The organism is Fibrobacter sp. (assembly GCA_017503015.1).
In the GTDB taxonomy this organism is placed as follows: Bacteria; Fibrobacterota; Fibrobacteria; order Fibrobacterales; family Fibrobacteraceae; genus Fibrobacter.
Genome location: JAFVTX010000019.1, coordinates 1 through 9,435 on the forward strand (window position 1 = coordinate 1; position 9,435 = coordinate 9,435).

Here is a 9,435-nt window from a genome sequence, read left to right on the forward strand (position 1 = left end):
AGCTCAGCCTGGTAGAGCGTCTGCTTTGGGAGCAGAATGTCGTCAGTTCGAATCTGGCTACCCCGATACAAAAAAGCCCCCATCAGGGGGTTTGCCGTATAAAAGGAAAGCCCGAATGAACAAAATCATGAGCCTTGACGGCGACTGGCAGATGAAGTGGGATACGGAAGATTCCGGAATTTCCAACCGCTGGTACGCAACCAACCCCTCCGATACCGAAACCGTGAATGTTCCCCACGTCTGGGAACGTAGCTTCGACAAACTGCTCATGTCCCAGGACTGCGCCTTCTACTTCAAGCGTTTCACCCTGGATGACGACAAGCTGGTAGCTAAGCGCATATTCCTGCGCTTTGAACGGATCGCCACCCACGCCACGGTCTGGCTCAACGGTATCCGCCTGGGAACCCACTTCGGGGCTTATACGCCTTTTACCATTGAAACGCAAAAAGCCATCAAGATTGGCGAAGAAAACGTTCTGTGCGTCCGTGTGGCCAACATGGGGGCTTCTAACAGCCGTATCGACTTCGGTCGTGAAAGCGCCGACGGTGCCGACGACCGTTACGCCCACCCCAGCGAAATGCCTGTGGGCCTCCCCTGGAACCAGTACCCCTTTGGCGGTATCTTCGGGCATGTGGATTTGATTCTCGGCAGTTCCGCCTACATTGCCGACTTGCACGTGGAGCCCGACATGGACCAGGAACGTGTAGCCGCAGAAATCACCTTCAACAACCCCCGCGGGTTCCAGACCCGTATCCGTTTCCTCATGAGAAACGCCGTGGGCGACGTGTACGAATGGTACAAAGAAGTGAAGCTGGACAAGGAGAACATGACCCAGCGGTTCGCCTTCCAGATCAAGGACTGGAAAAAGGACAAGTGCGTCTGGAGCCTGGACAAGCCCAACCTGTTCGCCCTGGAAGTCCAGCTGGAAATCAAGACCGGCAAGAACAAGCCGCCTGAGTACAGTTTCCCTGTGGTCAAGACCTTCGGATTCCGCAAGTTCGACTGCATCAAGGGCGACTACTACCTGAACGATTCCATCCTCAAGATTCAGGGCGTAAGCTACAACCAGCAGTGGAGCGAAGGCGGCCTCTGGACTGACAAGAACCCCGCCCTCAAGAAAGACCTGCAGGCCGTCAAGGACGCAGGATTCAACGCCATCCGCAGCTGCGGAGCGCCTCTCACCAACGAAGCGCTGGACATCTGCGACGAAATTGGCCTTTTGGTGTTCCAGGAATTTCCCATCCACACCATGCGTTCTACGCCCCAGGGCTTGGAAATTGCAAAAAAACTGATTACGGACCTCGTTCGCGACCAGCACAACCACCCCTCCATCGCCGTGTGGATTCTCGGTGCCGAAAACGGGACCTTCATGCTGCAGAACGGAAACAAGCTGCTGAACGCCATCGGCCCCATCGACATGCTTAGACCCGCCATCAGCAACTTTGACAGTATTTACCTGGACAACGAAGGCGTGTTCCACAAGGACACGGGCAAGCTTCTGCCTGTCTCTGTGGACCATATTTCCCAGTACGCAAGCCTGCGCATCAACCCGCGGCTCTGCCCCAGTGCCAATTATTCCCACTACCTCGCCCACTGCTTTGACCGCGACGACGAAGAGCTTTCAGTCCCCGATGCAGGCCTTGGCGACAGCGTTTTCCAGGACGAAGACGAAAGAGTGGACCTGGACTTGAACAACAAGATGTTGGTCACCCTGAAAAACCACACCTTGCTCCCCGCCAAGCCCACCAACCTGCGCGGGCCCAGGAGCGTCAAGAACCAGAAGGCCATCAAGAACGCCTACAAGGCAATCGAGGATTTCCTCGCCACCGCCGATATAGCCGCTTGGAAAAAGTTCGATACTTTCTGCAACGACGCCAACAGCATCGCCATTAAGAGCAAACTGGACCAGATTACGGCATTCCAGAGCAACCCGCAAATCGCCGGATTTTTCCTGGACCAGTGGGCCGACTATGGCATTGATTTCAGCGGTCTCAACGACGAGAACCGCAAGAGCAAGGGCTTTACGGACTTCGCCAAGGAAATCTCCACTCCGAGCCGTATCCTGGTAAGCGAGCTGGAACACGTGGTCACGCCGCAGAGCGAAATCAGTTTCCAGCTGACCCTGTTGAACAACAGCCGTCTTGAAAATGTGGGGATTGAAATTTCCCTGCTAGACGAAAAGGGCAAGGTCGTAAGCACCAAGACCCAATCTCCTGAAGAACCTGTGGGCAAGACAAGCCTTACCCAGCTTGGAATCTGCTCCCTCATGGCTCCTCGAAGTGTGGGCAAGTACCAGATCAAGTTCACCCTGAAGGACGGCGGAAAAGAAGTCCACTCCTCTACAGAAGACCTGATCGTCATCGAACAGGCCGACGTAAAGTCTGCCATGAAGAAGGTCTGCTTCTTGGACAACAGCGAAGAGTCCAGCGACGCTCTTGCCGCACTCTCCGGCCCTGAAAAGATTATCTTCACGGCAAACCTCAGTTCTTGGCCCGACGAAATTTTGGACAAAATAGTCGATGTCACCAAGAACGGCGGAAAGACCCTGCTGCTTTCGGACATGACCCAGGACGACGTGGATTTCTTGAACCAGAGCCACCAATTCGACTGCACCCTGGAATCCCACTGGACCACCGGTGCCAACGGTATCAGCCTGCACTACATTCCCGACGGTTCTGAGCTCTTGAAGGTGTTCGGCACAAACGTCCTTGACCATACGGCGGCCGCTGTCATGCCGAGCCTTTCCATGAGCAAGCTGGAAGGGGCAAAGGTATACGCCCAGTCCCTTTCCATCAAGGATGGCGAAATCAAGGGCGGTGTGGACCTGCAGACCCTCCCCTTCGGCAAGGGCAAGATCGTGTTCAACCAGTTCAATATCTTCGAAGGTCTTGAAACAAACGCACTGGCAGATGCTCTCTTCACAGCCATTGTGGATATTCTCTAGGCCGACAATCAAGTCGATTTATAAAAATGCCCCTCACGGGGCATTTTTTTGTGTCTACCAAAAAAACGGAATGCCATTAAATATATATTTGAAATATGAAATTTCTAAAGTTTGTTCCGCTCTTTGTAGCCCCGATTCTTTTGGCCGGATGTGCCGGTTCTTCTAATGGGGACGACCTTGAAGTCCCAACCAATCTCCCCCCCATTTGCCGCGACATTGACTTTGTAGCCAATCCCGACATGCGTGAAATGTGCGGAGTTCGCAGGGTCCATAACAAGGCGTACAGGAACATTCCCCAACAGCGCTACTTGATTAACCCCAACGGAACCTCCATTGTAAAAACCGACGGCCAGCTGGAACTTCGTTTCCAGAATTCCCTACCGCTGTACCTGGACGGTCCCATCACTCGGGAACTTCAGTTCAACCAGGAAAAGAGACTGGAAAAGGTCCAGAACAGCTACGACTACCACGAAATCTACAGCGGCAAGGAACGCATTAGAATTTTCAAGATGGGTATCCCGACCGACATGGGTAATACCTACGATTTCTGCTTCCGGATTCCCGAGAAAAAAGGCAACGCCAGAACTCGCAGTGTGGCCATGGGTAACCATATTGAGGCCATGACTTGTGACGACTTTGATTTTCTTGTAGCCCAGGATAACGAAAGAAAAGCAGCCAAGAAGAAGTAGTTTGCGTGGCCGGCGAAAACAAGTACATCCATAACGCCCTCAAGCAAGTCCACCTGGAAACATCCTGCACCTCCATCAACGGATTTTCCATTTCCGGGCTTGCGACCTATTTGCAATTTCCCGAACTGGACTTTGTGGTCGACATGGGCGAATGCCCTCTTTCGGCCACATCCATCAACCATATCTTTTTGACCCACGCCCACGGAGACCACGCCCGTTGCCTCATGCGGCACCACAGCCTCCGCAAGATGATGGGCGTCGAGCGTGATAGCGTTTACTACATGCCGGCCTCCATTGCCAAAGGGGCAAAGGAATGGATTCGTGCCGAGGCCATGTTCGAGGGAGTCCCCGAAACCAAGTTCCGGCTGCCTGAAATTTGTGCCGTAGAAGCAGGAGCGATGATTCCGCTGCGGTACCGCAAGGACCTGGTGCTGAAACCTTTTGACGTAAAGCATTCCGTGCCTGCCATGGGAGCGACCCTGTTCCTGCACAAGCGGAAGCTAAAAGACGAATACCTGGGAAAAACTCCTGGCGAAATCATCGAACTCCGCAAGTCCGGCGTAGAGATTACCCGTGAAGTCTATGAGCCCCTGATAAGTTTCATGGGCGACTGCCTGGGCGAAAGCCTCAAGGAGAATCCAGAAATTTTCAAGTCCAAAATCCTTGTGACGGAATGCACCTTTTTGGACGACGAGGACGAACCCATGAGCCGCAAGAAGGGCCACACCCACCTGCAGCACATCGTCAATACCCTGGAAAAATTCGACGACGAAATCGCCTGCGAAAAAATCATCCTCACCCACTTTTCCATGAAGTATTCCGAAAGGCATATCCGCGAAATGCTGGACAAGAAAATGCCTGAAAAGTTCAAGGAAAGAATTATCCCCTTTATCTAAGATGGAAAAAGAAGAAAAAGAAATTGTCGTTCCTGAATTTTACAGGGACCTAAACGAAGACCCCGAAAAGAAGGGGCTCTGGCACTACGTGTTCCGGAGCGACGACGGACGAAAGCCTATCCGCACGCCCGACGGCAAGCCCCACAAGCTCCCCTTCCAGTGGAAGGACATGTTCCCGAACGAAAACGGCCACATCGAAGTGGAAATCGGTAGCGGCAAGGGAACCTTCATGATCGAATACGCCCAGAAGCATCCGGATTACTTTATCATGGGAAGCGAATGGGACTACACCTGGGCCGCATTCGCCCATACGCGGATGGAAAGCCGAAAGGTCTTGAACAATGCCGCCATGCTCCGGGGTGACGTGTTCTACTTTTTGCGGGATGCCGTCAAGGACAATACCGTTGACGCCTTCCACATGTACTTTCCGGACCCTTGGCCCAAGGAACGCCACCACAAGAACAGGCTTCTGCGACCGGATTTCTTGGCAGAAGTAGCCAGAGTTTTAAAACCCGGCAAGAGGATTTTCTACTGGGGTACCGACCACAAAGAATACAACGAAATCGCCCTGGAAACTTTTGACGCTTTCCCGGGCTGCAAGGTGATTGTGCGCAATACCGCAGAACCTACCGAAGGTATTTCTACCGGCTTTGAACGCAAGTACAAGAAAGAAGGTCGTCCCATCTACCGAAGCGTCATTGAATTCGAAAAGTGAGTTGTGAGTTATGAGTTGTGGGTTGTCGGGTGTGACTATTAAGACAAGAAGAATTGATATTTTTTCATTTTTCACTTTTAATTGACAGCAACTTGACTAACGCTTTTTTCTAATTTGTATCCGCCATGTTGAAGTCCCTGAGTATAAACGGTTTCACGCTAATTGCCAAGCAAGAGGTTCCTTTCCACGAGGGCTTTACCGCCATCACCGGCGAAACCGGTGCAGGCAAGTCCGTGCTGATGAAGGCCCTGCGGCTCATCTGCGGTGACCGCGGGCAGTCTTCTATGGTCCGTGCAGGCGAAGAAAAGGCCGTCATCGAAGGAATCTTCGACATCAAGAAACTCCCCCAGGTCAAGGAACTGCTCGCCACCCTCGAAATCGACAGCGACGACGAGCTCATTATCCGCAGGGAGATTCTCGAAAACGGCAAGGGCAGGGCCCGGGTCAACGGAGCCGTAGTAAGCCTTTCCGATCTGGAAAAGATTGGAGACCTGCTCATCCAGATGCACGGCCAGAGCGAGCAGCTGCTGTTGCGGGACGTGCGTACCCACACCCAGATGCTGGACGACTACGCCGGCAACGGCGAACTTTTGAAGAACTACTCCAAGCTCTGGAGCGAATGGAATTCTATACGCAACAAGATTTCCGAAACGGAATCCAGGGCCAAGGAACTGGCCGCCCAGAAAGACTTTCTGAAATTCCAGTTCGACGAACTTTCCAAGGCAAACCTGAAGCTGGGCGAAGAAGAAGAACTGGAAGAAAAGGTCAGCCGCGGAAGCAAGGGCGAAGTCGAACAGAACTACCTGATGGAAATCCAGACCCTTGTAGGTAACGACAACGGCATCCTGGACCAGACCCAAAGCTTGCTCTCTAAGCTGAAGGGGCTCGCACAAAAAATTCCCCACTACGAAGAGGACCTGCAGGCCCTCATAGAAGTTTCGGACCCCTTCGAAAGCATCTGCAAAGACCTGATGCGCCGGACACCGGAAAAGTCCCTCAGCGCCGCCGAGCTGGACCGCGCCAACGGGCGCATCGCCGAAATCCAGAAGCTCAAGCGCAAGTACCGCACCGACGTCGCAGGCCTCCTGGAACTCACCGAAAAACGCAAAGAGGAACTGGGCTGCATCGAGAACCTGGACAGCGACCTTGAAGAACTGAACAGGCAGCTCAAGGCCTGCTCCGACAAACTGGAAAAGGCCGCGACGGAACTTTCCGACAGCCGCAAGAAGGCGGCGGCCGTCTTCGACAAGACGGTAGAAAGCAACCTGCAGAGTCTCGGCATGCCCAAGGCCGTATTCAAGACGCAAATTGCCGAACAGGCGCTTTCGTCAAGCGGAAAAGACCGTATCGAGTTCCTGCTGGCCCCGAACCCGGGCGAAGGTGAAAAAAGCCTGCAGAAGGCAGTCTCCGGCGGTGAACTTTCCCGCGTACTACTTGCCATCAAGACCGTCATGGCCGAACTGGACGCCGTACCGCTCCTGATTTTTGACGAAGTGGATTCCGGCATCAGCGGAGAGGTAGGAAACCGCATTGGCGAATCCCTGCGGAACCTGGGCAAGCACCACCAGGTATTGACCATCACCCACCTGCACCAGGTGGCAAGCCGTGCCAATCACCAGATTTCTGTCAGCAAGGCCGAAACAGACGGTCGTACATTTACTAGCGTTAAGGACCTGGATTACGAAGGTCGCATTGAAGAATTGGTCCGCATGCTGGGCGAAAATTCCGAAATCACTCGTGAACACGCGAAACAACTCTTGGAGAACAACCGATGAACGAGGTCACAAAAACAGAGGTTCGTTTCCGCAACCGCCTTTGGAGCGTACTTAGGGCAATTGTCTTTATCTGCGTTATTGCCTTTATATGGCAAGGCATGACCAAGATGGCAACCGCCTTTGTGGCTATCGCCCTTATTATGGGCTGGTTCAAGCTATACCAGCTTCGCGGTCAAGATATTGAAAAACCCTATTACAAGCTATGGCTCAACTTTATCGACGGTTTCCTCTCCTTTGCTGTCATGACCAGTATCTTCGTACGGGAACTGGTCTATACCGAAAGCGTCGAAAAAATTCTCGGCGTGGGCTGCGCCCTGCTCCTCGCCCGCCTTATCGCCCACACCCTGTTCTCCCTGGGCGTTCTTCGCGAAGGCAAGAAGCTCCCCCACAAGAGGCGCTGGAGCAAGCTTGCAAACCTCGCCACCACCATCACCATGGGCGTCTACCTGCTGAACCTTGAAGAATACCAGCAGATATGCATGGTGGCAACCATCCTCTTGATTCTCGCCTCTACCGTCGCTTACGCCTACTGGTACTATCGCGACCCCGCCCACCGAAAGCCCCTTTCTATCGCAAGCCAGCTTACCATGAGCCGTATCGTGCTCACCCCCTTCTTCTTGTGGGTGTTCTTCTACGACAACGATTTGGACTACAGCAACAACAGCCTTGTGTTCAAGGTGCTTGCCCTGGTCATGGTTCTCGGTTTTATGCTCACGGATTTCCTGGACGGAAAGCTCGCCCGTGCCATGGGCGAAGTCAGCACCCTGGGCAAATACCTGGACCCATTCAGCGACAAGATTTCCAACATGACCATTTTCATGTGCTTTATCGCCACTGGCTACGCCCCGGTGTGGATGGTAGCACTTATCTACTTTAGGGAATCTAGTGTCGAGACCCTCCGGACACTTGCCGCCAGCGAAGGCATGATTATGCCCGCCCGCCGTAGCGGTAAGTGGAAAACCGCCCTCCAGGGAATCGGCATCGTGGCTATACTTCTTGGGGCGATCGACCCCGTGCAAAAGCTGATTCCGAATTTCGAATCCATCTGGAATGTTTTCCCTCAGGCTGTCATGGGAGTCATTACCGCCATCACCATCATCAGCGGTATCGACTATTTCGTGTCCAGCAAGCATATCTTGAAAAAATTCGTCTAGCCCGGCCGCAAATCGCCCTGGACTACCATGTGGCAGAATCTCAATTTCAACTTTGAACCTTACGACTGGCTGCTCATCTTTATGGTGACGGCCCTGGGTACAGCCAGTGCCTACATGAAGGACCCGCAGCTCAAGGCGGTGGCGGCCACCATCCCGATTCCTTGCGGTTTCGCCTACATTGCGGTTGGCCTCCCCATGGGAGCGGCCAACGCCATTTCGGCCCTGCTCTGCCTCATGTACGTGCATGTGGTGCGCATCGGGCACAACAAGCTGCATATCCCTATCGTTTCCGCCATCATTATCGGGCTTGCCATTTTTGTACTTATCGGCACGACGCTCCAGCCCATCGTTCCCGACAGCGAGCCCGTCTTTTACGGGGTCTGCCTCTTCGATTTCCTGCTAGGAATTCTCATATTCATCAAGCAGCCCTACAAGTCGGGAGTGCCCTACAAAACTCCCCTGCCGGTCTATATCAAGGCTCCGGCCATCGCCTTCGTGGTGGCGGGGCTCATGGTCATCAAGCGGCTTATGGGCGGGTTCTGCACCAGTTTCCCCATGATGAACTCCATCGTGAGTTACGAATCCCGATATTCCCTGGGTGACCAATGCCGGCAGCTGCCGTTGTTCCTGATTGCAGGCCCAATCATGTTTATCGAGATGCGGCTTCTGGAAACGCGGCTAGGGCTGAACCACTGGATTGTCCTTTTGTGCGGGTATATCCTTTTCGCCTTCATTTACTGGCCCTTGAACAAGCGGTTGAAGCTGAAAAACGCCAAAGCGGATAGGGCCTACCGGCATTGGGTACGGCACCATGGATGAATTCAATTTCAAAATCGTCGCCCGAATCAGGAGCGATTTCCCTGAAAAGTTCGGGATTCCAAGGCAGAGCGGAATCCTGAAGGAGCTCCGGTCGCAAATCATATTCGAAAAAGAGTTCCGCAATCCGGATGCCATACGCGGTCTGGAAGGGTTCAGCCACCTGTGGCTCCTGTGGATTTTTTCCGAAAATGTCCGGGACAACTGGAAACCTACGGTCCGGCCGCCCCGCCTGGGCGGCAACACCCGCCTGGGAGTGTTCGCCACACGGTCCAGCTTTCGGCCAAACCCTCTGGCCATGTCCTGCGTAAAGATCGAAGAGATCCGTAACGACAAGGAAAACGGCCCTGTCATCGTGGTAAGCGGGGCAGACCTGATGGACGGCACGCCCATCGTGGATATCAAGCCCTACCTCCCCTACGCCGACAGCATCCCCGACGCCGTGG

At 53.7% G+C, this 9,435-nt stretch carries 7 protein-coding genes and 1 pseudogene; all 8 read left to right on the forward strand.

Features of this window, described 5'->3' with window-relative positions; all coding sequences use genetic code 11:
* The first annotated feature begins 115 nt into the window (after positions 1-115).
* Positions 116-2,944 carry a beta galactosidase jelly roll domain-containing protein gene (locus tag IKB43_03680; GenBank protein MBR2469238.1) on the forward strand — a complete coding sequence of 943 codons (2,829 nt, stop codon included), beginning with the start codon at positions 116-118 and terminating at the stop codon, positions 2,942-2,944.
* A 137-nt stretch (positions 2,945-3,081) separates the two neighbouring features.
* Positions 3,082-3,633: pseudogene (locus IKB43_03685) on the forward strand (hypothetical protein).
* Positions 3,634-3,638: 5 nt separating this feature from the next.
* Positions 3,639-4,529 carry a hypothetical protein gene (locus IKB43_03690; GenBank protein MBR2469239.1) on the forward strand — a complete coding sequence of 297 codons (891 nt, stop codon included), beginning with the start codon at positions 3,639-3,641 and terminating at the stop codon, positions 4,527-4,529.
* 1 nt (position 4,530) lies between these two features.
* Complete coding sequence (gene trmB, locus IKB43_03695) at positions 4,531-5,244, forward strand: tRNA (guanosine(46)-N7)-methyltransferase TrmB (GenBank protein MBR2469240.1); 714 nt, start codon at positions 4,531-4,533, stop codon at positions 5,242-5,244.
* Positions 5,245-5,369: 125 nt separating this feature from the next.
* Positions 5,370-7,019, forward strand: a complete 1,650-nt coding sequence (recN, locus tag IKB43_03700) for a DNA repair protein RecN (GenBank protein ID MBR2469241.1) — start codon at positions 5,370-5,372, stop codon at positions 7,017-7,019.
* Positions 7,016-8,173, forward strand: a complete 1,158-nt coding sequence (gene pgsA, locus IKB43_03705; protein ID MBR2469242.1) for a CDP-diacylglycerol--glycerol-3-phosphate 3-phosphatidyltransferase — start codon at positions 7,016-7,018, stop codon at positions 8,171-8,173. Before recN ends, pgsA begins: the two co-directional genes overlap by 4 nt.
* Before the next feature lie 27 nt (positions 8,174-8,200).
* Positions 8,201-8,992, forward strand: coding sequence for a hypothetical protein (locus IKB43_03710; GenBank protein MBR2469243.1), 792 nt, complete (start codon positions 8,201-8,203; stop codon positions 8,990-8,992).
* On the forward strand, positions 8,985-9,435 hold a 451-nt coding region (tsaA, locus tag IKB43_03715), incomplete at its 3' end, for a tRNA (N6-threonylcarbamoyladenosine(37)-N6)-methyltransferase TrmO (protein MBR2469244.1). The genes IKB43_03710 and tsaA, both read left to right, overlap by 8 nt.